24 protein-coding genes are annotated in these 26,973 nt (G+C 53.2%); 6 read left to right on the top strand and 18 right to left on the bottom strand.

Translation table 11 applies throughout. The features are described 5' to 3' along the window. The first annotated feature begins 136 nt into the window (after positions 1–136). Genes B5E65_RS02600 through B5E65_RS15985 form a run of 3 tightly spaced genes read left to right on the top strand, consistent with a single transcriptional unit; the run spans position 137 to position 2,031 of the window. Complete coding sequence (locus B5E65_RS02600; RefSeq protein ID WP_087170218.1) at positions 137–1,048, top strand: ABC transporter ATP-binding protein; 912 nt, start codon at positions 137–139, stop codon at positions 1,046–1,048. After that, positions 1,045–1,785 (top strand): hypothetical protein, encoded by a 741-nt coding sequence (locus B5E65_RS02595; RefSeq protein WP_087170217.1) that lies wholly within the window; start codon positions 1,045–1,047, stop codon positions 1,783–1,785. The genes B5E65_RS02600 and B5E65_RS02595 overlap by 4 nt, the downstream gene beginning before the upstream one ends. A gap of 51 nt (positions 1,786–1,836) precedes the next feature. Next, positions 1,837–2,031, top strand: coding sequence for a hypothetical protein (locus B5E65_RS15985; RefSeq protein WP_143402954.1), 195 nt, complete (start codon positions 1,837–1,839; stop codon positions 2,029–2,031). Between the two features lie 30 nt (positions 2,032–2,061). Here B5E65_RS15985 and B5E65_RS02590 read toward each other — a convergent pair whose 3' ends face one another. From B5E65_RS02590 to B5E65_RS02510, 18 genes are all read right to left on the bottom strand, one after another. Next, the gene (locus tag B5E65_RS02590; RefSeq protein WP_087170216.1) at positions 2,062–2,577 is read right to left on the bottom strand and encodes a GNAT family N-acetyltransferase; all 516 of its coding nucleotides are present in this window, start codon (positions 2,575–2,577) and stop codon (positions 2,062–2,064) included. Positions 2,578–2,594: 17 nt separating this feature from the next. Further along, complete coding sequence (locus B5E65_RS16685) at positions 2,595–2,717, bottom strand: hypothetical protein (protein ID WP_275532854.1); 123 nt, start codon at positions 2,715–2,717, stop codon at positions 2,595–2,597. A gap of 181 nt (positions 2,718–2,898) precedes the next feature. Beyond that, a complete protein-coding gene (gene yqeC / locus B5E65_RS02585) occupies positions 2,899–4,287 on the bottom strand; it encodes a selenium cofactor biosynthesis protein YqeC (RefSeq protein ID WP_087170215.1) in 1,389 nt (462 codons plus the stop codon). After that, entirely contained in the window at positions 4,284–5,099 is an 816-nt protein-coding gene (yqeB, locus tag B5E65_RS02580) for a selenium-dependent molybdenum cofactor biosynthesis protein YqeB (protein ID WP_087170214.1), read from the bottom strand. Before yqeB ends, yqeC begins: the two co-directional genes overlap by 4 nt. Positions 5,100–5,102: 3 nt before the next feature. After that, entirely contained in the window at positions 5,103–6,140 is a 1,038-nt protein-coding gene (gene selD, locus B5E65_RS02575) for a selenide, water dikinase SelD (protein WP_087170213.1), read from the bottom strand. Between the two features lie 14 nt (positions 6,141–6,154). Beyond that, complete coding sequence (gene yedF / locus B5E65_RS02570) at positions 6,155–6,766, bottom strand: sulfurtransferase-like selenium metabolism protein YedF (protein ID WP_204657691.1); 612 nt, start codon at positions 6,764–6,766, stop codon at positions 6,155–6,157. Between the two features lie 3 nt (positions 6,767–6,769). Further along, entirely contained in the window at positions 6,770–7,909 is a 1,140-nt protein-coding gene (locus tag B5E65_RS02565; protein ID WP_087170211.1) for an aminotransferase class V-fold PLP-dependent enzyme, read from the bottom strand. Between the two features lie 11 nt (positions 7,910–7,920). Continuing rightward, the gene (locus B5E65_RS02560; protein ID WP_087170210.1) at positions 7,921–8,157 is read right to left on the bottom strand and encodes a putative Se/S carrier protein; all 237 of its coding nucleotides are present in this window, start codon (positions 8,155–8,157) and stop codon (positions 7,921–7,923) included. Positions 8,158–8,441: 284 nt separating this feature from the next. Beyond that, positions 8,442–8,918, bottom strand: a complete 477-nt coding sequence (tnpA, locus tag B5E65_RS02555; protein ID WP_087170209.1) for an IS200/IS605 family transposase — start codon at positions 8,916–8,918, stop codon at positions 8,442–8,444. 181 nt (positions 8,919–9,099) lie between these two features. Next, positions 9,100–10,707 (bottom strand): hypothetical protein, encoded by a 1,608-nt coding sequence (locus B5E65_RS02550; RefSeq protein WP_143402953.1) that lies wholly within the window; start codon positions 10,705–10,707, stop codon positions 9,100–9,102. 49 nt (positions 10,708–10,756) lie between these two features. Then, positions 10,757–11,275 (bottom strand): HEAT repeat domain-containing protein, encoded by a 519-nt coding sequence (locus tag B5E65_RS02545; protein ID WP_087170207.1) that lies wholly within the window; start codon positions 11,273–11,275, stop codon positions 10,757–10,759. A 16-nt stretch (positions 11,276–11,291) separates the two neighbouring features. Then, the gene (locus B5E65_RS02540; protein ID WP_087170206.1) at positions 11,292–11,603 is read right to left on the bottom strand and encodes a tetratricopeptide repeat protein; all 312 of its coding nucleotides are present in this window, start codon (positions 11,601–11,603) and stop codon (positions 11,292–11,294) included. Between the two features lie 319 nt (positions 11,604–11,922). Beyond that, on the bottom strand, positions 11,923–14,856 hold the full coding sequence (locus tag B5E65_RS02535) for a hypothetical protein (RefSeq protein WP_087170205.1): 2,934 nt from the start codon (positions 14,854–14,856) through the stop codon (positions 11,923–11,925). Positions 14,857–14,864: 8 nt separating this feature from the next. Beyond that, positions 14,865–16,502, bottom strand: coding sequence for an NACHT domain-containing protein (locus B5E65_RS02530; RefSeq protein ID WP_158098495.1), 1,638 nt, complete (start codon positions 16,500–16,502; stop codon positions 14,865–14,867). Between the two features lie 160 nt (positions 16,503–16,662). After that, entirely contained in the window at positions 16,663–17,319 is a 657-nt protein-coding gene (locus B5E65_RS02525) for an ABC transporter ATP-binding protein (protein WP_206406268.1), read from the bottom strand. A 2-nt stretch (positions 17,320–17,321) separates the two neighbouring features. Then, positions 17,322–18,473, bottom strand: a complete 1,152-nt coding sequence (locus tag B5E65_RS02520) for an ABC transporter permease family protein (protein WP_087170202.1) — start codon at positions 18,471–18,473, stop codon at positions 17,322–17,324. Between the two features lie 10 nt (positions 18,474–18,483). Then, a complete protein-coding gene (locus B5E65_RS02515; protein ID WP_087170201.1) occupies positions 18,484–20,211 on the bottom strand; it encodes an ABC transporter permease family protein in 1,728 nt (575 codons plus the stop codon). A gap of 384 nt (positions 20,212–20,595) precedes the next feature. Continuing rightward, on the bottom strand, positions 20,596–21,993 hold the full coding sequence (locus B5E65_RS02510; protein ID WP_087170200.1) for an InlB B-repeat-containing protein: 1,398 nt from the start codon (positions 21,991–21,993) through the stop codon (positions 20,596–20,598). A 461-nt stretch (positions 21,994–22,454) separates the two neighbouring features. Here B5E65_RS02510 and B5E65_RS02505 point away from each other — a divergent pair, with 461 nt between their 5' ends. The 3 genes from B5E65_RS02505 to B5E65_RS02495 all read left to right on the top strand — a co-directional run bounded on the left by B5E65_RS02505 (position 22,455) and on the right by B5E65_RS02495 (position 26,801). Beyond that, a complete protein-coding gene (locus tag B5E65_RS02505) occupies positions 22,455–22,976 on the top strand; it encodes a MarR family winged helix-turn-helix transcriptional regulator (RefSeq protein WP_087170199.1) in 522 nt (173 codons plus the stop codon). A 134-nt stretch (positions 22,977–23,110) separates the two neighbouring features. Further along, a complete protein-coding gene (locus B5E65_RS02500; RefSeq protein ID WP_087170198.1) occupies positions 23,111–24,856 on the top strand; it encodes an ABC transporter ATP-binding protein in 1,746 nt (581 codons plus the stop codon). After that, the gene (locus tag B5E65_RS02495) at positions 24,846–26,801 is read left to right on the top strand and encodes an ABC transporter ATP-binding protein (protein ID WP_087170197.1); all 1,956 of its coding nucleotides are present in this window, start codon (positions 24,846–24,848) and stop codon (positions 26,799–26,801) included. The genes B5E65_RS02500 and B5E65_RS02495 overlap by 11 nt, the downstream gene beginning before the upstream one ends. Positions 26,802–26,973: the final 172 nt, after the last annotated feature.

Below are 26,973 nucleotides of genomic sequence, written 5' to 3'. Positions count from 1 at the left end.
CCTGGGATGACAGCACGGATATGGGCTCGAAATTAACAACATCTTAACAAATGCGGAGATTTGTTAGATTATACTGAGATTAACAAATTGTGCAAATACTTCTTTTTGTCCGAAAACACATAAAGATGGAGATGATATGGAATACATTTTGCAAACAGATGGCCTGTCTAAAGTCTATGGCGCTAAAACGGTTTTGAATCATGTGAGCATTCATGTGCCGAAAAAGTCGATTTATGGTCTGGTCGGAAAGAACGGAGCCGGCAAGACCACGCTCATGCGCATTATCTGCGGCCTGACCCAGCAAAGCGACGGCAGCTATACCCTGCTGGGAAAGACAAACGATCCTGCCGTGCGCAAGAACCTGGGTATGCTGATTGAGAAACCGGGCGTCTATGAGCATATGACAGCGCTGGAGAACCTGCGCTATTTTTCCCTGCTGTTTGGTATCCAGGGGCAAGATCATCAGAAGATTCTGGAAATGGTCGGACTGCAGAATGCCGGAAAAAAGAAAGCCAGCCAGTTCTCCTTGGGTATGAAACAGCGGCTGGGCATTGCCATTTCGCTGTTGGGAAATCCTGATTTCCTCATCCTCGATGAGCCGATCAACGGCCTTGACCCGGAAGGCGTATATGAGATGCGCAAAATGCTGGAGGCGCTGAACCGGGAGCATGGCACCACGATCCTGATTGCCAGCCATATCCTGAGCGAACTGCATAAGCTGGCGACGGACTATGCCATCATTGATGGCGGATGTCTGATTGACGAGTTCAGCAAAGAGACGCTGGAAAAGGCCTGCAGCAGCGGTGTGCGGGTTACGGTTGAGCCGGGGTATCTGGAAGGCGCCAAAACCCTCATTGCGTCCCGGTATCCGGACGTTCGCTGTGAGGCCATTTCTGATCAGAGTCTGCAGCTGTATGAGAAAATCAATCCGGCGGATCTGAACCAGTTCCTGGTAGAAAACAAGGTGCGCGTATGTGGCTTGGGAGCAAACGACGAAGATATCGAGAGATTTTTCGTGGAAAAACTCTCGGGAGGGAAAGCGGTATGAAAAGCTTGATTCGCGGACATATGTATCAGCTGAAAAAAGACCATTTCTTCTTTGGCTGCCTTGCCCTCAGTTTTATCCTTATGTTTGTATCGATCCGGCTCACTCTTTCCCTGGCCTCGGTGGACAACCCGGTTACAGGTCTGGAAGGGCTGTTTGATATATTCTTTAGCGGAGATACCGTCCTGTATGTCTTCATGCTGCTGACAACGAACATGGTGGCGGAAGCCTATCGCTCCGGTGTCATGAAGAACATTTTTGGCCGGGGTATTGCGAAGAAGCATTACTACCTCTCCATTGTTTTCACCGTATCCGCCGTGTATGTGCTGGTAACGCTGGCCGGCGGTATCGTTATGGGCATTATTGCTGGCAGCAGATTCGGCTTAGGTGGAGTTGCCTATCCCGCCTATTATGTTCTGGGCGTGCTGGCACGCATTCTGTATGCAATGGCGCATATCAGTTTTGCGGTTACTATGGCAATCTATACCAGAAATGCCATTACGGGTGTTGTGTTCGGTCTTGTAATTCCAAATCTCCCCAATATCCTGGAAATGGTTTTGGGATTCCTGAAAATCCAGGTCAGCCTTGGGTTTATCAAAATCTCTGCGAATATGCCGTCCGTTTATTCGGCATCGGATGACTTGTCTGCATTCCTGCCGTGCTTCCTTGTGCTGTGCGGCTATCTGGCGGTATCGACTTTTGCCGGCTTCAAGCTTCTGAAAAATCAGGATGTCATGTGACGTACATACCCACATAGTCCGTATTTCCTGATTTTGCAGGCTTTGAGCGGAATGAAACGATTTGATGCTGGCGATTTTCGGGTGAATATACGAAACTCCCGTCTGATTCCTGACAGGAATCAGACGGGAGTTTTTCTTGTTAACAGAGTTTATATTTTGTCAGCGGTTGCCTGGGAGCGTTTTTCTGTCATTAGCGGCGCACTTTCTCTCTGTAAATTAGTGCGCAAGAAATTCTTTGGGAAATGATAACTTGTCTCCATTTATGTATGGAATACTTTACAATAGAATTTCGTATTTATAATCTTTCATGATTATATCTGTTCCCCTTTTCTTATATGTGCTCTCGCTGACAATTTTTCCGCCACATTTCTGGGCAACACGATTGGAAGCGGTATTTTCCTGATTCACATAAATCGTTACTTTCTCAGCTCCTTGTCGACGAGCATATTCTATCAATCCCTGAGCGATTTCAGTTGCATAGCCTTGACACCAAAAATTCTTATGTACGCAATAAGCAATATCGTATACTTTTCCATCATCACTTACCATGAAACTGCATGTCCCAACCCGTTCCAAGGAATTCTTAAAAACAGGAATCAAATAACAACAGTCCTCATCCTCGCCTAAGCCTTCTAACATGCTCAAATATTCATCATCTATTTCTTCTTTTGCTTCATCTGGCAGATATTGTCCCATCTCTGGATTGTTCCAGATACTATATGCCCACAAAGCATCTTCTTTTGTGAATGCTCTTAATAAAAGTCTTGAAGTTTCAATATCCTTTATCTTCATAAAATCCTCCGTCAAATTCAACTTTTCGCCGTTGCTTCTTTCAGCAAGGCATCGGGTTCCATTCCTTTGGCGTAATCATCCTGTGCGCAGGCAACTTCTTTGATTGCCCGTTTCAGTTTGTTTTTCGCAAACAGTTTCATTCCCTTAGAGATCTGTTCGTCCAGTTTTCCACATGGAGATACTGCGCAGTCGTATTCCTGCGTCGGTTGCAGATCGCCTTTATCGGATGATCATCGGCAAGTGCGGATCCCAATCTGAAATTTGCACCTGATCCCTCTTGGAATCAGGTGCTTTTTGCTGTAGACGGTTTTCTCGGAATAATTACACCGGCAGAAACAATACCTTAATCTGACCACCACAGGCCGTGTCCGGCTCTGCGGCAGCGCTTTGGTGGAGCCCGTAGGTCTGGATATCCAAGCCTGCGTGTTCCCGGGCATGGCAGATGGCCTGGTATTCGCTCTCACCGCCGCCGATGGTCCCCAGTACCTGGCTGGCGGTTACCAGCATCATGCTGCCTTCCCGCCGGGGTACCGAGCCCTGTGCTTCGATGACTACGCACAGAACGCCCTTTTCCTGGCTTTCCAAAAGATTCCGGTCGGCGGAACTCACAGGGTGCTGGTTCTTTACCTGGATGATCTGCGCCATGATGCTGAAGGCAATCTCGGTCGGCGTTACCGCCCCGATGGACAGACCGATAGGTGCATGGATACTATCAATCTGTTGCCGGGAAAAGCCTGCTTCCTCCAGCTGCCGGAAGGCAGAGGCGGCCTTTCTCCTGCTGCCGAGCATCCCGAGATAGGTATAGGGGGTGGGCAGAATGGTAGAAACGCATTGGTAATCGGCCTGATGATCCGGGGTCACTACCACATAACAGGCTCCCGGTTCCAGATGGTCGTTCAGGTGATCGTAGGAATCGCAGATCAGCTGCCGGGCGGCAGGAAAACGTTCCCGGGTTACCAACTCGGGCCGAGCATCTATTACACGGATATCAAAATCCAGGCGGGATGCCAGGTCTGCCACCTCCCGGCCCACATGGCCGGCGCCGCAGATGATAAGGGCGGGCTGAAGGGCAAACCAGGCCGGATCCAGCACCGACACATCCTGTTCCCGAGCCAGAAGACTGGCCACCGCCCTCTGATACAGCGAACCGTTGTCCCGGGGCATCAGCACCACCTTTTTGTCCGGGTACTGCTGCCGCAACGGTTTCAGGTATCCCTCGGTCACGAGCCGCTGGACATGAACCGGGGTGATGACGGTGTTTTCGGAAATCCCCAGGCAGGCCGTGACCAGATCCAGCCGGTGACAAACCTCCCGGGCCGGACGGCCCAGGCCATTCAGTCCGCAGACCACCAGAATTTCATCGGTATTGTCCGGGATCACCGGTTCCTGTTCTCGGGGGAATTTCAGAGGCAGACTCCGGGATCCGTCCGCTTCGATCAGAACCAGGTCAGCGGCAGCGCAGGCGGCCCGGTACACGTCCGGCGGCAGGGCGCAGATCTTCTCCCCTAGCGGCAGACCCGCCATGGCATAGCCCTTTTCCTCCAGCGCCTGGAGAATGGGGGCAGTCTCTCCGCTCAGCAGGGTGTCGGGCTCGATCCGCATATGGGTAGTGGTGGTTACCAGAACCTTTTTCCCTTGAGCCCGGGCCTCCGTGGCCAGCCGGTGAATCAGGGTAGTCTTACCCCCTGACCCCACAACCGCCTGAATCATATGCCTCTCTCACCTTTCAGATGCAGTACGGCTTCCACCACGCCCCCGGCAATGCACCGGGCTTTATCCGAGATGGTAAAGCAGTTCTGGTACTCCCCTATGCGGGGGTCAATGTCCGCGATCTTGAATCCCTGGGTTACCGGGTAACCGTCCCGGATCAGGCCGCGCAGCAGACCGTCCAGGGTTGCCTCCACCGGTACATCGCCGGCTTCATTCTCCACCACGGCAATCGTCTGGCCCTTACGGACCGTATTGGTGATTTTGCAGACATTTCGCAGCACTCCCGCCGCAGGACTGTGTATTACCCGTTCCTTGCCATAACCCGCAATGATGCCGGGAACGCCGGTGTTCGGGGCGGCAGCTCCCTGCCACAGCACCCGTCCCAGGTTGTGACCACGCTGGGTTTCCACCACGGCATCCACGTCCACCCCGGCGGTGAAACCAGGGCCCAGGGCTACCGTGATGGGAGCCATCTCCTTATGCGTGCCTAGGTTCCGCTTGGCCAGAATGGCGTCCACCACGGCCATGGGTTTCAGCGCTTCAATGGATTTCCCTTCCGGGTCCACCAGCAGGGGCAGTTCCCCGTTTTCCAGCAGGCGGACAGCCTCCTCCAGCGAGTCGGCAAAACGGCAGGTCACATTTTCCACCTGTTGGGTGCCCTGGTATACAGCTTCCGAGAAAGCCACGTTCCGCCGGATAGCGGAGGGCGCGGCGATCTCCAGAACCAGCACAGGAAACCCGCATTGGTGCAGTTTATAAATGGTGCCGGTGGCCAGATCTCCCCCGCCCCGGACAACAATCAAATTCTTCATGATTTACTCCAGTTTAATGGCTGCATCCTGCAGCTCGGTCACATAGCCAATCCGGGCAGCCTGCGGAATCTGTTTTTGCAGTTCGGCCAGGCACGCTTCGGCAGCTTCCGCCGGGAGAGCGATCAGCAAACCGCCGCTGGTCTGCGGATCGTAGAAGATATCCTCCAGGGCCAGGGGGATTTCCCGGCACACCCTGACCCCCGGCTGGGCGTAGTCACGGTTCCGGTAGGCGCCGTCAGGAACCAGGCCCATGTCGGCGAATTCCAGAGCTTCCGGATGATACGGTACCTGATCCGCCTGAATGTGCAGGGTGCAGCCGCTGCCCTGGGCCATCTCATAACTGTGGCCCAGCAGGCCGAAGCCGGTAACGTCGGTGCAGCTGTGAACCGGGTACTGCACCATGATATCCCGGGCGGTCTTGTTCAGAGTTGCCATCTGCCGGTAGATCCGGTCCATCACGGCGCCCTCGGCCATCCCGGCCTTGGCGGCGGTGGTCAGGATCCCTACACCCAGCGGTTTTGTCAGCAACAGCACATCTCCCGGCCGGGCACCGGAATTGGTCAGAACCTTGTCGGGGTGCACAAACCCCGATACCGCCAGGCCATAGAAGGGTTCAGTTCCCTTGATGGTGTGGCCGCCGGTGATGATGGCCCCGGCTTCGTAGGCTGCGTCGTAGCCGCCCCGCAGGATCTCCCGGATGGTCTTGTCCTCCATGGACTCAGCCGCGCACAGGATGTTCAGAGCCAGCTTCGGCTCGCCCCCCATGGCGTACACATCACTGAGGGCATTGGTGGCGGCGATTTTGCCGTATAGGTAAGGATCGTCCACAATGGGCGGGAAAAAGTCGGTGGTCTGGATCAGGGCCTGATCCTCGCTCAGCACATAGACGCTGGCGTCATCGCTCTTATCATAGCCCACGATCAGCCGGGGATCCGAATGGGTCTTGAAGCCCTCCAGCATTTTGGTCAGAGTGCCGGCACCCATCTTGGCGCCGCAGCCGGCGCAGGTGGCCAGTTTGGTGAGTTTTACCTGTGTTTCCATCCTGTTCTCCCCTGTTACGGCCGGATGATCTGGCTGGCGGCTTCCATTCTCTCCACGATCTCATACATATTGGTGACACCGCCCACCGCCACCTTCTCCCGCAGACCGTAGAAGTCCAGGCAGGTGCCGCAGGTCAGGATTGTGACCCCTTCCGATTCCAGCAGCTGCAGGTCTTCCAGCGATTCGGAACCCTCGCAGGTCAGATATGCGCCGCTGTTGTAGCACAGAATCGTATCGGGCAGCTGATCCTGCTTGGTGAGAGCAAATACAAAGGCCTTCATCAAGGCGGTGCCCAGCTTGGGGTCACCATTGCCCATAGTGTTGGCCGACAGCACTACCAGCATCCCTTTCCGACGGGTATCCTGGTGGCAGGCAATTGCCTCTTCCGGAGCAGCCGTTCCAGCGCCGGTAATGGTCATTACTACCGTGTATTCCGTTTCGCTCTTCTTCTCACCGGTGGAGACATATCCCTTGTGAGAAGCAAAGCGCTGCAGGTTCTGCACCGCTACCTCGTTATCCACCAGAACCGTCAGAATATCCCCGGCCTGCAGTTCTTCCGATGCCTTTTTTGCGTTGACTACCGGCAAAGGGCAGGCCATGCCCCGGCAATCAATTGTTCGTTCCATGATTTATTCCTCCTGTGCCAGTTCCGCCAGTGCGGAAACGGCCGTTTCGATTTCCTCGCGGGTGTTGAAGTGGGAAAAGCTGAACCGCACGGCTCCCTGCTCCACTGTGCCCAGGGCCTGGTGCATCAAAGGAGCACAGTGAGCCCCCGGCCGGGTAGCGATGCCATAGTGAGAAGACAGCGCATCACTGACCTGGCTGGAATCGTAATCCCGCACGTTCAGGGCCACAATGGGACAACGGAGACGCTGAGAAAAATCTCCGTACACCGTTATCCCCGGGATTGCCCGGACACGACGGTAAAACTCCCACATCCGGTCCATTTCCTGTTCCCGGATGGTTTCCAGTCCCACCTGTCGGATGTAGTCCACCGCGGCCCCCAGGCCCGCCAGGCCGTGGGCGTTGAGGGTGCCGGCTTCCAGGGCGGTGGGCATCTCGGGCGGGTGGTGCCGACGGTAGGTCTGTATCCCGCTGCCCCCGCTGAGCAGCGGCCGCACGGTTACGCCCGGCCGCACATACAGGCCGCCGGTGCCCTGGGGTCCCAGCAGACTTTTGTGACCGGTGAAGCAGAGAATGTCGATCTGCATCTGCTGGACATCGATGGGAAATACACCTGCCGTCTGAGAAGCGTCCGCCACCAGCAGCAGACCATGACGCCGGGCCAGCTGCCCCACCTGTCCGATGTCCACCAGGTTTCCGGTAAGGTTGGAGCCATGAGTAGAGACGATGGCCCGGGTATTGGGGCGTATGGCTGCCTCGAATGCCTCCAGATGAAGACGGCCCTGCCGGTCTGCCGGAAGGATGGTCAGTTCCGCTCCCCGCTCTTCCATTTCATAGAGTGGGCGCAGAACCGAATTGTGCTCCATAGCAGTGGTGATGACATGGTCCCCCGGCTGCAGTATCCCTTTAATGGCTATGTTCAGGGCTTCCGTGGCGTTGGCCGTAAAAGCGATCCGCTCCGGGCCCTCGGCGTGAAACAGTTCTGCCAGAGCCAGTCGGGTATCAAAGACCACACGGTCTGCATCCAGGGATCCCTCGTGTGCCCCACGGCCCGGGTTGCCCAGGCTGCACAGGGCGCGGGTTACCGCTTCCACCACACAGTCCGGTTTATGCCGGGTGGTGGCGGCATTGTCCAGATAAATCATCTCGCCACCTCTTACACCAGGCAGCGATACACGCCTTGAAACCGGATGTGTTCCGCATCCAGTAAGGCACGCAGCGCTTTTTCGCTCTCGGGAGGGGCGCTCCAGGCCAGCCCGCAGCCGGCAGAGATGCTGCGGGGTACTGGAATCATCCGGCCGTCGGCCTTCTGTTCCCGGCACAGATGCTCCATGGCCATGGCATCGGTGGTGGTATAAAAGGTAATCACCAGCCTGTCCTGCTTGGGTATCATGGGCCATCCTCCCTGCCGTCTCGTTGTAGTTTTGAAAGTAGAACGATTTTACCTATTATAGCATGGATGGAGGCTGGGTTCAATCTGGCGGGGATCGGGGCTTTTTGACTTTGAGTATGGGCTGCAATCTTCCCATGAAGCAAATATAAAAGTCAGGACCCCCGGCTAAGCCGGGGGCTTGAGTAAGCCCTGGAAGGGCATAATACAGACAACGCCCCTCAAGGGGCCACGAATGGGTCGGCCAACTGCATTGCTGACTCATGGCGGCCCCTTAAGGGGCTTTCTTATGCCTTGATATTCTTGCTACCTGTAAACGGGTCAATAAACGCTTTCAGGCTCATCTGGTCCGCAATCTGGTCCTCATCCAACTGCCTTTTGATGTATTCCTGTATCTGCCTTTTGTTTCGCCCCACCGTATCAACGTAGTATCCTCTTGCCCAGAAATGCCTGTCCCCATATTTGCATTTCAGATTCGCGTGTCTGTCGAAAATCATCAGGCTGCTTTTCCCTTTGAGATACCCCATGATTTGTGATACACTATACTTCGGAGGGATACTCAGCAGCATGTGGATGTGGTCTGGGCACGCTTGCGCCTCGATGATCTCTACCCCTTTTTGATCGCACAACGTTCTTAGTATTTGCCCAATATCTTTTTTGATTTGCCCGTATATTGCCATCCGACGGCATTTCGGTGCAAACACTACATGATACTGGCATCTCCATGTTGTGTGCTGCAGGCTCGCTATATCCTTTTCTTTCATGTAAAAAGACCTCCTGGTTTTTTATTGTTGCAGTTGGCCGACCGCAACTTTATTCTACCAGCAGGTCTTTTTCACTATATAATTTCTTTACACTCCCCGGCAAAGCCGGGGGTTGCCTTTGCGCTAAAGCTAACAACAGCAAGAACTCCCACAGGGCTTTACCCGTGGGAGTTCTTTTACATTACTCTTTTTGCGTCAGACGACCACCCTGAACCAATTTCTTGAATCCAGCCTTTTCCTGTTCATCGATCTTATACTGATTTACGAACGCCAGGTCTTCTTTCCATCTTTCACAGGCTTCCGGCAAGCGGTTCTTCTGCAGCTGGATAAACTGGTTGAGCAGTGCAATGATCTCGTGCTTTTCGGCTATGTGGTTATCCAGCAGATAAGCCAAAACACGTTGCCTTTGTGCAGCAGAGACTCCGGCCTTTACGGAGTATCCGTTTTGGCTGAGAACACTGTCGGCTGCGAATTTATCCCAATCCAGCACTTCCGAGGATACTTCATCCAGAATGAACTGGAAGTCCAGCGGCCCGTACATCTTTTTATACGCATAGAAAGAGCGGAGCGAAAGAAAATACTGTCCGCACCCCATGCAAAATTGCACATTGATTTCTACCGGAATACCGCTTGCGGTAAATACGGTTGCGGTTCTGGCCACAATCGTGTCCTGCTTGAAGGTTTCCCGGCAGGTGGCGCATGTACACTTCCTTGCAAATACAAGAACTTTCCGGGACTGGGAAATGCGGCTTAAGTCAGGGAGCTCCCGCGCCCATGTTTTCGGAGCAAATGGGAGGATGCTTTGTGCCTCTGTTGCGGGCGGAATATAGGCTGGAATCTTCATGACCTTTTTCTGCCCTTCCGCAATCACCGCACTTGCCTGAGAAAAACGGGACGCATACAGGATTTTTACGATTCTACCCTTGGTGTGCGCCCGTATCCGTTCCAGATCTTTATGGGTTGCAAGCGGCAGGTTGCAGCGACTGCATCCCGCAACGATAAAATAGATGCTCTTTTGCGGTTTCCTTTGCGCGTAAAGGACAATATTAGCCGCCCGCACATGCTCCAGTTTGGTGTGGCAAAACGGGCAGTATTCCTCGTGCGACTCATCCAGCAATGGCAGGGTGTAATAAAGGCCTGGGTAAGCGTTTTGGATCAGTTCTTTCTGCTTTTTCAAACGGGCTTCTTTTGCTTTTGCCTGTTCTTCGGCCAATCTTTTCGCCCGTGCCTCCCACTCTTTCCTGGCTTTCAGGTAGGTCCGGCCGGACTTTGTGGTATTCAGATAGTTGTGCGGGTCGTTCACTTTGATTTGCGACAAATCTGCATTCCCCAGGCCTTCTATATCAAGACGATCTGGAAGACAGTAGAATTGCTGGTTTTCCGCTACAAAATATCCGATGACCCGATACATACGTTTATTGCTCAGGTACAGTATGTTTTTAGCGGAAGTCATGTCGCGAAATGCAGAAAGCTCTTTTTTGCTTCGAATAATGTTGACGGGCTTATTCTGAAGGACGGGTTTGACTGGCTTTATTTTGGGCTTTCCGTTCTTTTGAATCTGCACGCGCAGCCCGGACCAAAGAACGACTTTGTCCCCGACATGGAATTCCCCATTCGGTACATTCAAAGGAGCATAATCATTTGTGTACAGACAGCCGCATTTCGGGCATGGAGAAACCAGAATCTCCCTTCCGTCATTCAACCGCAGCCGTCTTAGCTCAGTTAAGGGGATTCGATGTTTCGGGCAAACAATTTGCCCTGACGATATTTTCGACACAGGGTGATGCATGGGCTCTCCTTTGGCAGGAAAATGAATGGCGGAAGCAAAATGGACTGACTTAGCGTTTGATTTTCTTTAACGCCTTTACATATTGGTTCTTTACACCGTTATCCTGTTCGGTATCGCAGATAGAAACCAAAGTTTCATACAGAGCGGTGTTTTTGTAGTCTTCCAACACAATGATCCTGGACAGTGCATAGGCGCTACTCCAGCGAACCACTGTCCCCTCATCGGTCGCGTTACCAAGCAATGTGGGAATACAATCCTGAACAGCCTGCGGGTACTGGGCAGCTAAATTGCCAACTATCCGTGATGATTCGCGTTTGCAGGAATTATCCTTGCTCGAAATATATTTCTTGGAAAACGCAAGGTAATCTACGCTTAAATTCATGAGCTTCTTATTGGAAATTTCCTCAATAGCCTCCAGAACAGTGGCAATTTTAGTATCTTTTAAATGGTGACATGCGGCTTCTATTTCTTCAATTGTCAGCTCGCCGCTTATAATCCCTTCCACAATCATGGCCCGGGCCTGGATTTTTTTAATGCTTTTATCCCCGAAAATCTCCGTTAGACTCAAGAACAATCACTCCTATTCAGGCTTCTTTTAAAATTTTTATCAGCCGAGTATCCACCAGCCCCTGTAAGGCGGCATGGTATTTGCTGACGCATGTCCCTCTTTTTGTCTGCCTTGCCGATACACATGCCTCAGCACGGCCCAAATAGCCTTCGACGTTCTTGGGATCAATTTCGATTGCCTGGGTAAAGGCAAGAATAGCCTCTTCGTAGTTGCTTTCGTTCAGGTACCGCATTCCCAGATCATACTGCTCCTGCCAGGTCATCAACTCGCCGGCACAACCTGCCAATAGCAGAACTGCCAGAACAACCATTGCCGCAACCCGTTTCATAGACATCCTCCTCGTTTTACTGAGTAAAAATCCCGGCTTGTGGACGGGGTTTTTTGAATATATCACGAGGGTTGGAGCATTGCAATATTCTCTCCCGGCAAACCGCATAAGACGCCAGTATTCCGTCATAAAACGACAGTGTCAGCCCTGAACCGGTAGAGAAATTTTGTGTGTCGTAAAGAGCTGCTGCTCTCGTCCTGAGGGCCTATTATAGTATAGTGCATTGGTTTCTGCGCAACATCTACCGTGTGTGCTAATCGAAAATCGAAAATCAAGGAAAAGCGGCCGCATCCGAATGGACACGGCCGCTTACTTTCCCTTATTCACCCACTGGTCGGAGTACAAGCTGGTCGGTTTCCGGGATATAACCCGTTACACGAACGGTGAGAGATCCGGCTGCCGGGGCAGTTCCGTCCAACTCCCAGTCTCCTATGCGGAAACCGCGGGTTTGGGGACCATCGGGACCAAAGTGTAAAGTCAGCAGATACGATTCCATTTGTTTGGGTACAAGCAACAGGCTGCGTCCGGCCCGGGCACTGGCGCCCAGCAGCCGGTTCAGCGGCAGTACCGCCCGGAGTACCGAAGAAAAATAAATCCGCAGGCTGGTTTCCAGTTCCTGGTGGAGCGCCAGAAGACGTGTCAGCTCGTTCAACGGAGCACTGTGGGACAGATCAGCTACCCATTCATCCAGGCCGGTATCCTGAGCGGTGGGCCATGGATTATTGGGCCCCAGGTCAGCCAGAAATTGTTCCAGTGCGGAGGCGCTGTCTGCTCGAAGGCTGAGCGCCTGAAGAGTCATGGTGATCAGTTCGGTGCGGTCTTCCCAGGTAAGCGGTCCGCTGAAAAGGCCCAGATCCCGGCGTACTTGTTCCGGGGGTGCGGCGGTGCAGGCAGCCTGGCCCATCGCTTCCATGTAAACCGCCTTGGGAGAGATCCGCCGCCGGTCGTCAGCGAGTGCCAGTTCCTCCAGTACAAAACAATGGTCACGAGGCAGCAGCTTGCTAATGCGGAAAGCATACAGCCTGTCACTGGGCGGCAGTTCATCGGCAGGGCCGGAAATCGGGTACAGGAACCGGTCCTGATGGTTAGGCGCACCGGGCGAAAATTCCAGCGGGTGCAGTATCAGGCAGTCTTGCCCTAGTGGAGAGCGATGCGCCGGCAGCCGGCCGGTTATGGTTCCGGCGAACCAGTGAGGGTGCGGATGGGAATACTGTTCCCGCAGATCCATAGGAGCATTGCCTGGCGGGGCGTACAGACGCACCAGTTCCCCCATCGAGACACACATTTTGAATGGGGTGTTGATATACACAAAGAACAGCTCGTCCCAGGCAGGGCGCAGCGTACGGATGGTTTGCCAGAGTTTGCGGCAATCACTGAAAAGCTGTTTGTCCAGATAGGTGGACATGCGATGACGGCTGTTCTGACAGGGAAACCGGTACCGATTCAGACGGCCCCGGTGCAGGTTGCTGAGCATCAGAACAAAATGCCGCGCCTGTCCCGGGGTGGCCAGCAGTGAGGCGCAGCAAGCTACCACCAGCCGTTCCATGCGAACCATTTTGTAGGGCGGCAGTAAGGGAGAAATACCCAGTTGCTGAATCTCCCGATTGATAAGCGGGTCAAACCGGCCGGTATCAGCAATCTGCTGCAGACGGAGACAAAACTCATCAAAGGCTTCCCGCCGGACCTGGCGAGCAGCCTCAGCCTGGGTGTTGTCAAACAGAGGTTTGACATACGCCGAGCCGTTGGCTGCGGACAGGCGGAATACTACACAACGTACCCGGGTCCCATCCAGACCGGCAGCATTGAAATGCGCCTGTCGGGCGGAGACCCAGTCCGGAGGGATGGTCAGGAATCCCGATTCACCGGTCCGCACGTTCAGCGGCCGCACGGACCAGGAGACATTCTGCCCCTGCAGGATTGCAGGTATGGGGTAATCCTCAAACAGGTTTTCTACCGTGATGGTACCGTACTGATTGGGGTGCATTTCCGGGTATTCACAAAGAATGCGACCCAGATGGTGCAGAGCAAACTGGCAGCGGGCGAAGCTGTTCATGTACAGATATACCAGTTCCCGGGCGGTACGCCCCTGGCTGCGCTGAAACCGGAATGCCGCATCCAGATTCAGCTGCCGATTCAGATAGGAATACGGGGTGCGCTCCTCATCGGAACGGAAGCGGAAAGGATTGTAATCACAGCACCATTGCAGATAGCGCAGCAGGACATCGCCTGGGGTGAAAAACAGGTCGGTAATGGCATTCTGAATTACCCGGCTGGTCTTTTGATAAGGCTTACCCGGCGGCGGGGGCGGCAGTGTCGGATACTGATCCAGAAGTTCGGCCACCCGGGCCGGTTCAAAACGGGCTTGACGGCTGACATAGTATAAGGTGAACCAGCCGCGATGCTGCTGCCAGAAAGGGTTGGCATCCTCCTGGTGGCGCTGCAGGACGGTCCACCAGCGATCCAGCCCCTCCAGTTCAGAGGGACTTTCCAGCTTAAAGACCTTGTGGCAGAATAGCAGAGCACGAAAGATTTCAATGCTCTCGATCCCAAATGCCCGCTCCGTCAACGGCTCGGGACTCAGCCCCACGTCAGCGGGGCGCAGATCCACAAAAACGGTAAACAGGTTGTGCAGGTAACGAAAGGCGCAGTCCTGTTCTGCCCGGTGCACCAGTTCGATCAGCGCCGGAGGAATCTGTCCGCCAGTGGGCAGTTCTACCCCGTAATGGTACAGCAGCTGCTCATTCCAGTCCAGGGAAAGACACTGGTACATCAGATTCAGCAATTCTGCCTGAAGAATCAGAGGCTGGCTGTTTTCTGCATTCAGAAACTGAAGCAGCCGCCTGGAAAACTCCTGCCCGCCTTCCGTATACTGAGGCATTGACCGCCCGCAAAGAGACAGCGCCCGGACAGCTTCTGGCCGCAGCTGCAGCATCACCAGCGCGGCGCACAGCGGTGCCAGCGTTACAGGGTCGGCAGTATCGGCGGTTTCGGCAGCAGCCAGTTCCCGGCGGCAGGCGTCTGCAATGGCGGTGGTCAGATCGGTGTCCAGCAGATTCCGGCGAAGAAGCAGGCGGTTCAGCAGCAGCGCTGCCGGCGGGTTTTGTTCAAGCCCGGCTTGTATCAAAGCGGAAGTACTGCCGCCCCGGCGATGCACCGTCAGCGCAGCCCGCTCACCGGTGCGAAGTACAGCGGACGGGTCGCTGGACTGCCAGGGTATGCGGGATGCCATCCGTTGTTCCAGGGATTGTTCCATGGCGCACCTCAATCCAGCACACTGATCAGGTCATTGGCATCGGCCTCAAACTCAAAGTATTCCTGGTACTCCGGTGAGGCAAATCGCAGGGTGTTGGCCTCCTCGCTTACGAGCAGCCCCATGTCCAGCGCCAGCTTCAGACATTGCAATGTGTCCGGCTGGGTGTAGCCCAGAGCGGTTTTGCATTTGGCCAGTTCCCTCTGGGCCGCCATCATGGAAAACTCTTCCTGGAACTGCAGCGCCAGTACCTGCAGAAATACGTTCAGATATTCAATGTTCGGATCCTTTTTCTCATTCATTTCCCGCTCCAGCAGATGCTGCACGTAACTGTGCAGCAGATCTTCCGGCACGGTGTGGGTGGCGGTGACTACATCCACCAGCTGCTTGAGCTTGAGCGGGGTGTTCATCCCCTCAAAATAAGCCGGATCCTGGTCGGCTTTGCTCAGTATCAGCTTACGGGCGGCTTCATCCTTGCAGTTATGCTTGAAATACTCCACACGAGCTTCCATGGTAATGGGAGACAGGTACAGCCGCCGGGCTTGTGCCAGTGTGGGAATGTTGGCCCGGGCCATGGCCCGATCCGTAAGCAGGATGCGAGATGCAGGGTATCGGGCATTCAGACTGTCCAGTTCGTTGGCAACCTTTTTCTTGACAACCAGATCCAGGATCTCGTTGAAGCCGTCCAGCAGCAGGCAGATTTCCCCGCTGGCCAGCAGCGCCGCCAGATGGGTTTCCTCAATCCCCAGCTGGCGTGCGGCGCGGTTTAGCACGGGATGATCGTCATCGGTCAGACTATTCAGCTCCAGATACACGGGAATGATTCCCCGGGCATTGTTTGCAAGCGCCTGGGCCATCAGGAACTCCATGCGCCGCAAGGCGGTGCTTTTTCCGGTGCCCGCTTCGCCCAGCAGTTTCAGTGCCGGATCTTTAGACCTGCGCCGCAGATCATCGATGGTTTTACCCGTAGTGTCCGGATCGCTGTCCGCATACCAGTGCACGTCCAGATAGCCGAAGCCCTGACGACACAACTCATTATAGGCGTCCGTAATTTGCCGACAGTACCCCATCCGGTCAAAGGTGTTCCAGGCCTGGCGCTGAGCCCACAATGCGGCTAGTTCTTTTGCCCAGGTATAGCACAGCCGCAGCTCGCAAACCAGCATACTGGTGATAAGTTCTGTCATGCGGGCCGGGTCCAGCGCCGGATTTTCTCCGTGAGAGATACGGTTACGGAACTGGTAAAGGTTGACGAAATGCCACTTTTCATCGTTGTCCTTTTTCAACGTGTCCAGCGACGCAGAATTGGACAGGGAGAAGTTTGGCGCAAACAGTCTAAAGGCCTGAGTATACAGCGGCTTCAACGACCATTCCGTGCAGCCTGCGGGCGCTTTATTCAAAACATCCGGAGAAACCTGTTTCAGCAGATCTTTCATGAACCGTTCGATGTCGGTAAATTCCTTCATCTGCAGCTGCTTTTGCAGATCGTTTGCCTGGCTCATGGCTTGAATACAGGCTTCCATTGGGCGGTCGTCGCCAGAGGTCAAATCCAGGAAATAGCTCAACGCTTGCAATGCGGTGTCCCGGCTGTTGTCCGGATACACATTCCGCACATTGGCGACAATCCAGGCTGCCGTTTCGGTGTTCAACATGATGCGCTCCCCCTTGCGTGACATTTGTTTAATTATACCACAAATGGGGTGAGAACAGAAAACACTTTTCCGGATAAAAGCATTTTAGCTGGTTGATCAGGTATGAAAAAAGCTGTGTGCAAGCCAGGATACAGATTGCCAGTCTCTGCTGCCCCATCTTTTATTCGTCAATTAGATTACCGGCTGCCAGCTGCAATTGCTTATCTGCCATCTGTGCCACTGCGGGATCATGGGTAACAACAATCACTGTTTTCTTATTCTTGTGTGCCAACCTCTGCAAGAGCTTTACGATGATCTGCGTGTTTTCTTCATCCAGATTTCCGGTCGGCTCATCAGCGGCTATGATTTTTGAGTTCGTTGCAAGGCACCGGGCAATCGCGACCCGTTGTTGCTCGCCGCCTGACAGCTTTTCAGGAAGCCGGTCATAAAGTTTTTTGTCGATACCAACGGATTGCAGTAGCTGTTTAGCTTCTTCTGCGGCTTCGTTATGGGGGTGCTTTTTTAGATGCAACGGATAACAGACATTTTCCAGTACAGTTCTTGTTGGGAACAAGAGGTAGGATTGACTGATAATGCTTACGACATTTCTCCGGTAGGCAGATAAATCCGTGACAGGGGTATTATCCCACAAGAGCTGGCCGCTGACGGGATGGTCTATTCCTGCTATCAGATACAATAAAGTGCTTTTACCTGCACCTGACTGTCCCCGGATGGAGGTCACAGTGCCTTCCCGAAATGTGGCATTGATTTCATGCAGCACCATTTGCCGGGTTTTGGGATAACGATAGCAGATATTTCTGAGCACTAAATCAGACACGATTATCCCTCCCTTGACTGATAGAGTGTAACGAGTTTGGTTTTGCATAGTAAGCCGATGGCAATTCCGGCGGCGAGAATGGAGACAGCTACAATTCCCGTGATATTCCACCCGTTGAGATAACCCATGGCTTGAGAGAGCAAAAGAGCCAGCATCCCGTACAGGATAACCAATCCGGTGTATGGCGCCCAGCTGCTCCAGAACACACGGCTTGGCTTTTCTCCGTACAGGATCCGGATCAGAACCTCATTTTTGTCTTTCGTGCAAAGCAAAAATGTGATGAGTGCCGGGAGAAATACAAACAATACCGTCACAATGCGAAACAGCATTTCCTGCATTTGCAATTTCTTTTCCAGGGGCTGTACGGCACGGTACAGCTCCCGGCTTGTGGAGTAGAGCAGCCACTTGTCACCGACGATGCCTTGTAAGGCCTCTTTTACCGTATCAAATTCTTTGTTGCAGGCTTGGTCGATCGTAAAATCGAAAGCCGTGTAAACTCTCCATCTGCGGATCCCCTCCGCGGTCGATAGCAGTTCTGCTGTGTCGAAGAAACAGGCTTTCGGCACGATAATGGCGTTCCATGGAATATCGGTATCTTCCGCTGTGAAAGAGCCGACAATCGTTAGGTTCAGGTCGGGCGCATTTGTATCCTTTTCTGCCGTTGACACACTGCCCGCAACGGTCACGGTATCCCCTATACTTCGGGAGGCCGCATCCAATAAATCTTCGCTGACAACGCAGATGTTTTCATCGCCGGAAAAATCGATGCTCTCCCCTACAGGAAAACATAGCTCCAATGCGTGTTCTTCGGCAAATCGGTAGATATCATTCGTCCCGTGCGCCATACTGTTGCCGGAAGATGGCCCCGGATCCCGGAAATAGTAAGGACAGTTCAGTTCGCAGTAGTATCCGGAGACCTCGTCCATTCGGGATATCTGATCCCCTATTTCCGGCGCCAAAGCAAAATCTGCACCGATATATGTCTGCGGTATCAGCTTGCACTGTATCACTATTCCGGCGTAAAGCTCGTCTAATTCTGTATAGCTTTTTTCGATTGACTGATTCAGTACCGTGGGAAACAATACGCCCAGCAGGATAACCAGCAACAGCAGCAATGGCAGTAAGGGCTTACGACATATTCGTTTCATGAACATTCCGCGCACCTCACTTCAGCAATCGTAATACGGATTTCCTTCGGGAATGGCCGGCTAAACAGAGAATCAGTATATAGGTCATCAGCATCTGGATAAGTGCCAGGGCGGTGAGAACGGCAAGAATTTGTGCGTTTGCGGGGGTTCGGCCCGGTGCTATCAATTCTGTTTGCGGTACCAGGCGGTACAGATACCACAGGTATGCCGCAAAGACAGCCAGGACAGACGCAATAACAGAGGATACAGCGAACGGGATCGTATACGCTTTTCTTGTATGGCGGAAGCTTGCACCGAATAATTCCCGCAGAGCAAATTCTTTGCGGTACAGGAACAGCAGAATCAGGACATAGAGGATTATGCCGGCAATACAGGACAGAATGGCACAAAGCAGTGTCAGCCGGCGCCTGCTTGCCATTGCTTCATAGGTGGATTCCACATCCTCCCAGCGAGAGGCCGACATCTGCACAGTGTAGCCCATATCAGACAGATCGGCGACAGTTGTATCCAGAAACGTATTGTATTCGGGCCCGCCGACACAGAAGGACAAAGTGTATGGATAGGTGTTTTTGCTGGGCGGAATTGTTTCGGTGCTTGTCGGGATAAAAATGTCGTTATACCCAAACAGCAAGGTTGCCTCGCGTGGATCAAATGAGGAAAAAGCATAGATACCGATGATTTCATAGTCTTGCGGGGTATTATAGCTTACCGTGGACAACTCACCAAAAGCAGGAAAACCGGATTCATATCCATTGTCCGTATAACAGCCGTTACCCAATGAGATGGGGATATAATCCCCTACATTCAGCTTTTGCTGCGCTGCCAGTTCATGGCTGATTACACAGACCTTTTTACCACTGTCATCGGGCCGGATACCGCGCCCTGCGGTGAAAAACATGACCTCGTTGGCAACGGGAATCAGCATTTGCATGTCACTTGTCTGGCGGATTGTAAACACGTCATCCAGCTCTTTTATCTCCTGAATATAGGGGTCGAGACCACGGCTTTTTAAGATATCCAGAAAATACGCATCTGCCTCTTCCCCGCTCATAGAATCAGGAACGGGCAGAACGGTATCATGGTACAGCTCATAATTGCTTTGAATCTTCTCATACCCCGCAACACTTTCTTCCGTGTAATTCGGGGCATACAGCAGAGTGTCCAGCATACCGAGCGCGCTGGAAAAAGAGCTGTGCGCCAAAAAGCAGTATTCCTCCCCTACTGTGGTGCTGCATTCCGGATCGCCGTTCCATATAATTGCCACATCAACATTTTTCCCCTTGGTGATCCAGTTGGACTGTCCGGCGAGAATGGAATCCACCCGGACGGTTGCATACCGTGCGTGGTAAGACACGCTCGCATCAGCAGGCACGTCCATCTGATTCAAAACCGTTCCCCGGAAGAAAACCAGGTGATTTGTCTGCGGCACAGCAAAATAAGAAGGAACATTTTCCATCCCGTGAACCTTCGCGGATAAGGTTTGTCGGATATCGATCTTCTGTACGGCATCCGATTCTGCAAGTAACGCCAGTACATCTTCTTCAACGGGAGTAAATGCCGCGTTTTCCGCATCGGAACGATATACAGTGCCGACAGATGCATAGGATTCTATTGTATATTGCAGACCAATTCCATCCAGAATGGACTGTATTACAAAAAGAAACACGGAAAGCAATATGAGCAGAAGGAATAACGTGATCAGCACAATCTTCCGGGCTCTTCTTACAACAATTCGCAGTTCCAAACCGATTCCCCCTTTTTCCATTCCTTTCTCGCGTTTCCGGGATAGTTGGCTTGTCTGTATCTCCTCACCTATTAAGACCGAAAATGGGGGCTTGCCATTACAAATACAAAGCTCAGAAGTGATTTTGCGCCTGAAAACTGCGCAATTTCTCACGAATATTCACGTAAAGGCTATACACTGTACAGCTAGAAAATGGCGCAATTCCGCGGTTTTTGCGAATCAAGCCGGTAGCCGGCAAATTGTGGAGCGGTTACAAGGAGAATGCGGGTTTCGCATTGAGAACGGCCGATATAAAAAGGGCGCAAGTGATTGCCCGTTCACTTGCGCCCTTTCGGATCATGTATTTGGTTCTGTAAATCTCCCCGGTTCAACGGTGGAGATGGGTCAAAAGATGCGTTTCTTCATGAGCGGCCTTCCCTGCACCGCTAGGCGGACAGGAAAGAAAAATGCGTACGTTACGGCAATGTTTCTTCGCCCTTGTTCTTTCGTTTGCGAGATACGATCAGAATTACAAAAAGAACAGCGAGAGAAGCCGGTATCAGGAAGAACCAAAGCCCTGTTTTGCTGCTGTCGGTCTGCGAACCAACGCTGGCGATACCTTCTTTTTCCCAATGCGCATAGATGGTGGGTAAAGACGGTGTCGGTAGTTACTTGGTCACCGGCGTCTTTTTCTGTGTACCAGCCGAGGAAGTTATAGCCATCGTACGTGGGCGTGGGCAGCGTCTCCAGCTTCCAACCCTTGGTGGTGGCGCTGGTCGGTGTCACGCTGCCGCCGTTGGCATCAAAGGTCACGGTGCACTCCGGATCAGCCTGGTTCTTCCAACGGGCACAGATGGTGGAGTCCTTCGTGAAGATGGTGTCGGTGGTTACTGCATTTCCTCCGTCTTTTTCCGTGTACCAGCCGAGGAAGTCAAAGCCATCATACGTGGGGGTTGGCAGCTTCTCCAGTTTCCAACCCTTGGTGGTGGCGCTGGTCGGTGTCACGCTGCCGCCGTTGGCATCAAAGGTCACGGTGTACTCCGGATCAGCCTGGTTCTTCCAACGGGCATAGATGGTGGAGTTTTGTGTAAAGACGGTGTCGGTAGTTACTTTGTTACCGCCGTCTTTTTCCGTGTACCAGCCGAGGAAGTCATAGCCATCATACGTGGGAGTGGGCAGGCTTTCCAGCTTTCCGACTTTAGTGGTGGTGCTGGACGGTGTTACATTGCCGCCGTTGGCATCGAAGGTTACTGTTACTTCCGTCGTCGGCTTTGTTTCAGGCTTTGTCTCCGGCTCTGTCACAGGCGGAGCAGCATCATTGTGGATAGTCAACTGGTAGGCAGTGTCCCCGATTTCCACGGAAATAATGGTCTGCCCATATTTATTGATGGAAACACACTTGCTGTTGGCCGCTTCGCCGTTAATGGTAACCGTTTCCCCACTGCCGGAGATAGCGGTGACAAGGGTATCGGATGCGGTAACACCATAAATATCATAGGTGTAGATGTCGTTCGTAAGAACGAAATCATCCATATCCACAGGCAGACCGTCAAAGGTCAGGCTATCCTCGCCATCGGCAGCGGCGTGGACCACTACCTGGCTACCCAGCTGACTGAATTGAACGACGGTGGACTGTTCACTCTCGCCATTCAACGCCCCGGAAATAGAGGTGTTCTTGATTTCCAGAACCTTGTTGTTTTCATCCAGCAGCGTCGCTACCAGAGTGGCGGTGGACTGCGGCTGGAGACTGTTGTTTCTCAGAACCACCGTGGCCGTGGTGGTGTCATTATTGGTCTGAACCACGTCCAGTGTAGTCTTCTCGCCCGTACGGGCATAGCTTAATAAGATTTGTCTTGTATTCTATAAACACGGACAAAAGAGTACTCTTTTGTCAAATAACTTGACAACATCATGTATTATCAAAATTATATACGACTTTCCAAATACTTTTCAAGATAAAAACGAAATCGCTGACTTTTTCAGGGATTTTTCGGCAAGTCCCATTCCGCGAGGGCTGTAGCAGGCTCTGAGGAAAAATCGACATGCAGGATTCTTGGACAGAGCGGCGCCTCCTGCCCAATACCGCAGCTGTATGGGCAAGCAGGTCAAAATGACAGATTTGCCCTCTCCCCTGCTTTGCACAAGCAGGCACCAATAAAATTTTGAAGATACGTTCTTGACAATCCGCTTTTCTTACAATATTATGTAGCTTGCTACTGGATTATGTAGTGTGCTACGAATTCGCAAAAAAGGAGGCGGCATTCATGTCACAGGTCGGTAAAGGTGACCTGGGATTCAAGATTAAAACCATTTCCAAGCTGCTGACGCAGAACATAACAAACAGCATCACCTCCCTGGATCTGACAAGCTCGCAAGCCCGTGTGCTCGGCTATCTGTGTTACCGAACGAAACGGCAAGAAAAGGTCTATCCGCGGGACATCGAACGGGATTTCCGCTTTACCCATCCCACGGTATCAGGACTGCTGCAGCGGCTGGAAACAAAAGGATATCTGAGCATCGAAACGTCCGCGGAGGATCGGCGGTGCAAGCAGATCCACGTCACAAAGCGGGCACTGGAAGCTAATCAGCAGGTCCTTGATCAGCTGGCCGCGTCGGAGCAGCGGCTGGTCAGCGACATGTCTGGAGCAGAGATTGCCCAGCTCAAAAACTTACTGGATAGGATGATTCAAAATCTCAGCGCTTCCAACAGCGCATCGCAGTCGACGGACCAGCTTCACCGGTTCGCTGACGAAACGGAGAGAGAAATCGAAGATTGCGGGTGTTAATCTCCGGTTTTCGATAAAATCTGCTTTACAAGCTCCAAATGGGAGCTGTACCGCGGGAAGTGCGGATCTCGCGCGGTGCGGCATCCCAAGGTGCCGGAAGGTTCCGGGAGTTTAGATAGGAGGAATTTACTGGTATGATCAAAACACTAAGTAAAAGCATACGGGAATTCAAGAAGCCAGCAATCCTCACACCGATTCTGGTGGTGGGTGAGGTTATCCTGGAATGCATCATCCCGTTTGTGATTGCTAATCTCGTCAATGAGATGCAGGCTGGCTGCGGCATGGACGTCATTATTCAATACGGCCTGCAGCTGGTTATCATGGCTATGCTGTCTCTGATACTGGGTGTAGCAGCCGGCAGCACCTGCGCCACGGCTTCTACAGGTTTCAGCCGTAATCTGCGGCAGGATATGTTCTACCGCATTCAGGACTATTCGTTTGAAAACATCGATAAGTTCTCTGTCTCCAGCCTGGTGACACGAATGACCACCGATGTAATCAACGTACAGATGTCCTTTATGATGATCATCCGCGTGGCGATCCGCTGCCCGCTGATGCTGATCTTCTCTTTCGTAATGGGCTTTGCCATGGGCGGCCGCCTGGCCATGATCTTCCTGGTGACCATTCCCCTGCTGGGTATTGGCCTTACTCTGGTGATCCGCAAGGCCACCCCCATTTTCCGCCGGGTGTTCCGCAAGTACGATGCTCTCAATGACTCGGTACAGGAAAATGTCCAGGCCATGCGCGTGGTCAAGAGCTATGTCCGCGAGGATTATGAGAAGAAGAAATTCGGCATTGCCGCCGAAGATGTCTGCAAGGACTTCACCCGTGCCGAGCGCATCATGGCCATCAACAGCCCCATGATGCAGTTCTGCGTGTACAGCGGCATGGTCTTTGTTCTGAGCTTTGGCTCCTATGCCGTTATCTCCAGCCAGGGCCTGGAAGTCAACGTTGGACAGATGTCTGCCATCCTTACTTACAGCTTCCAGATCCTCATGAGCCTGATGATGCTCTCCATGGTGTTTGTGATGATCGCTATGTCCATGGAATCTGCCGAGCGTATCGTTGAGGTGCTGCAGGAAAAGAGCAGCCTGACCAGCCCCGAAAATGCGATTACGGAAATTAAGGACGGCTCTATCGATTTTGACAGCGTCAGCTACAAGTATTTCAAGACCGCTGAGCGCAACGCGCTTGAGAATGTGGATCTCCACATTCATTCCGGTGAACTCATCGGTATACTGGGCGGTACGGGTTCGTCCAAGACTACTCTGGTGCAGCTGATCCCCCGCCTTTATGACGTAACCGAAGGCGCGGTCCGGGTCGGCGGCGTAGATGTACGGAAGTATGACCTGGAAACTCTCCGCGACAGCGTGGCCATGGTGCTGCAGAAGAACGTGCTGTTCTCCGGCACGATTAAGGACAACCTCCGCTGGGGCAATCCCAACGCCACCGATGAGGAGATGCGTGAAGCCTGCCGTCTGGCCCAGGCCGACGAGTTCATCCAGCAGTTCCCGGATAAGTACGACACCTGGATCGAGCAGGGCGGCAGCAACGTTTCCGGCGGTCAGAAACAGCGGCTCTGTATCGCTCGTGCTCTGCTGAAGAAACCCAAGGTCCTGATCCTCGATGACTCCACTTCCGCCGTGGATACCCGGACCGACGCCCTGATCCGCCAGGGCTTCCGGGAGTTCATCCCGGATACCACCAAGATCATCATTGCCCAGCGCGTGGCCTCGGTTCAGGACGCTGACCGCATCATCGTTATGGATGGCGGCCACATCAGCGCTATCGGCACCCATGAAGAGCTTTTGAAGAGCAGCGAGATTTACCGTGAAGTGTACACTTCCCAGACGAAGGCAGGTGATCATGATGAAGCGTAAAAATACGATAGAAGAGCGTAATGCCACCCCCGCCGCCACCCGCAGCAATACCAGCCGCGGCCGCCGTGCCCCCAAGGGTGTGCTTCGCAGACTGCTGAAAACCCTGTTTGAGTTCTATCCGGTGCTGCTGCCGGTCACACTGGTATGTATCCTGATCAACGCTCTGGTCAGCTCCATACCGGCGGTCTTCCTGCAGAAGGTTATTGCCCTGGTAGACCAAAGCTACAAGAGCGGTGACTGGTCGGCGGTCTCCGGAAAAATCCTCGGTCTTGTGGGGGTTCTGGTGACCATGTATGTGATCAGCCTGATCGCCGGCGCTTTCTACACGCAGATGATGGCCATCATCACCCAGGGCTCTCTGAAAAAGATGCGCCAGAAGATGTTCAACCACATGCAGGACCTGCCCATCCGGTACTTTGATACCAATGGCCACGGCGACATCATGAGCTATTACACCAACGATGTCGACACCCTGCGTCAGCTCATCAGCCAGAGCCTTCCCAACATTCTTATCTCTGCCATTACGCTGTTCGTGGTGTTCTGCATCATGGTCTACTACAGCGTCATTCTGGCCCTCGTCGTGGTGGTTGGCGTCGTCTGCATGGTCTTTGCCGCCCGTGCAATCACCAAGCGGTCCTCCGCCTACTTCCTGCGCCAGCAGGTCACTCTGGCCAACGCCGAGGCCTTTATGGAGGAAATGATGACCGGTCAGAAGGTCATCAAGGTCTTCTGCCATGAGGAAGCCGCCAAGGCCGACTTTGATAAGGTCAACGACGAGATCTTCTTCAACGCCCGTAACGGCAACCGTTTCGCCAACATCCTCATGCCTCTGCTGGGCAATGTGGGCAACGTAATGTATGTGGTCGTGGCCCTGGTGGGCGGTGCCCTGCTGCTGTCCGGCGCTCCCAACATCAGCCTTTCCGGCATGGCCTTCAGCATCAGCATTGTGGTGCCGTTCCTGAATATGACCAAGCAGTTTGCCGGTTCCATCGGCCAGGTGTCCAACCAGATCAACATGGTCATCATGGGCCTGGCTGGCGCCCACCGGATCTTCTCCCTGCTGGATGAGGAGCCCGAAACCGACGATGGTTATGTTACCCTGGTCAACGCCAAGGAGAACGCCGACGGCACCCTGACCGAGTGCCCCGAGCGCACCATGGTATGGGCTTGGAAACATCCCCATCACGACGGCACCGTTACCTACACCCGGCTGACCGGCGATGTGCGGTTCTACGATGTTGACTTCGGTTATACGCCGGAGAAAACCGTTCTTCACAATGTCTCCCTTTACGCTAAGCCTGGTCAGAAGATCGCTTTCGTAGGCGCCACCGGTGCCGGTAAGACCACTATCACCAACCTGATCAACCGGTTCTATGACATCGCCGACGGTAAAATCCGTTACGACGGCATCAACATCAACAAGATCAAGAAGGCTGACCTGCGGCATTCCCTGGGTATAGTGCTTCAGGACACAAACCTGTTCACCGGTACCGTTATGGAGAATATCCGCTACGGTTATCTGGAAGCCAGCGATGAAGAGTGCATCGCAGCGGCCAAACTGGCTGGTGCCGATGACTTCATCCGCCGTCTGCCCGAGGGTTACAATACCGTACTCCATGGCAACGGTGCCAACCTGAGCCAGGGACAGCGGCAGCTGCTGAGCATTGCCCGGGCCGCTGTGGCCGATCCCCCGGTCATGATTCTGGACGAGGCTACCTCTTCCATTGATACACGTACCGAGGCCATCGTACAGCGCGGTATGGACGCACTGATGCATGGTCGGACGGTGTTCGTTATTGCCCACCGTCTTTCTACGGTTCAGAACTCCAATGCCATCATGGTCCTCGAGCATGGCCGCATCATTGAGCGCGGCAGCCACGATGAGCTGATTGCCCAGAAGGGTAAGTACTATCAGCTGTATACTGGTGCTTTCGAGCTGGAATAATCCCGAAACAAAATGCTATGCCTACTTCTCCTTTCTCCCAATGCATTTCATTTATGCTTTCAGAGGCAAGAAGTATGATGTAGAGCCGCAAAATTTAATACTGCTTAACAAAAAGGGGGCTGACATGAAAAGGTACACCCCCATAAAGAAGTAATTTAATTGTCGCAGGACG

The sequence above is a fragment of the Gemmiger sp. An120 genome (genome assembly GCF_002160955.1).
In the GTDB taxonomy this organism is placed as follows: Bacteria; Bacillota; Clostridia; order Oscillospirales; family Ruminococcaceae; genus Gemmiger_A; species Gemmiger_A avium.
This window is presented reverse-complemented; position numbering and strand designations above follow the sequence as displayed.